This is a genomic window from Ensifer sp. NM-2 (assembly GCF_003024455.1).
In the GTDB taxonomy this organism is placed as follows: Bacteria; Pseudomonadota; Alphaproteobacteria; order Rhizobiales; family Rhizobiaceae; genus Ensifer; species Ensifer canadensis.
Genome location: NZ_PVZR01000115.1, coordinates 1 through 532, shown reverse-complemented (window position 1 = coordinate 532; position 532 = coordinate 1). Strand labels below are relative to the sequence as shown.

The following is a 532-nucleotide window of genomic DNA, read 5'->3' as shown; positions in this document are numbered from 1 at the left end:
GGCGACCGTTTCCGGCGTACCGGAAACGAGGATCTCTCCGCCGCCGCTTCCGCCTTCCGGCCCAAGGTCAACGATCCAGTCAGCCGTCTTGATGACATCCAGGTTGTGCTCAATCACCACGATGGTATTCCCCTGGTCGCGCAGCTGGTGCAGAACCTCCAGCAGCTGCTGAATATCGGCAAAGTGCAGACCGGTGGTCGGTTCATCAAGGATATACAGCGTTTGCCCGGTACCGCGTTTGGACAGCTCGCGCGCCAGCTTGACGCGCTGGGCCTCGCCGCCGGAGAGGGTGCCGGCCGGCCGCTCGAGGTTGAGGTACTCGAGGCCGACGTCCAGCAGGAACGCCAGCCGGGCCAGGATCTCCTTGAGCACCTGGTCCGCGATCTGCCGCTCCCGGTCCGTCAGCCGCAGCCCCGAGAAGAACTCCATGGCCTCGCGCATGGGCAGGCGGGTGGCGTCCGCGATGGACAGGCCGCCCACGAGCACGTTCAGGACCGTGGGGTTGAGGCGGGCCCCGTGGCACGCCGGGCAC

At 66.9% G+C, this 532-nt stretch carries 1 protein-coding gene; it reads right to left on the bottom strand.

Going from position 1 to position 532, the window contains the following annotated elements:
* Positions 1-532 (bottom strand): ATP-binding cassette domain-containing protein (locus C6558_RS40495; RefSeq protein WP_199197141.1); only part of this gene is annotated, 532 nt, incomplete at both ends.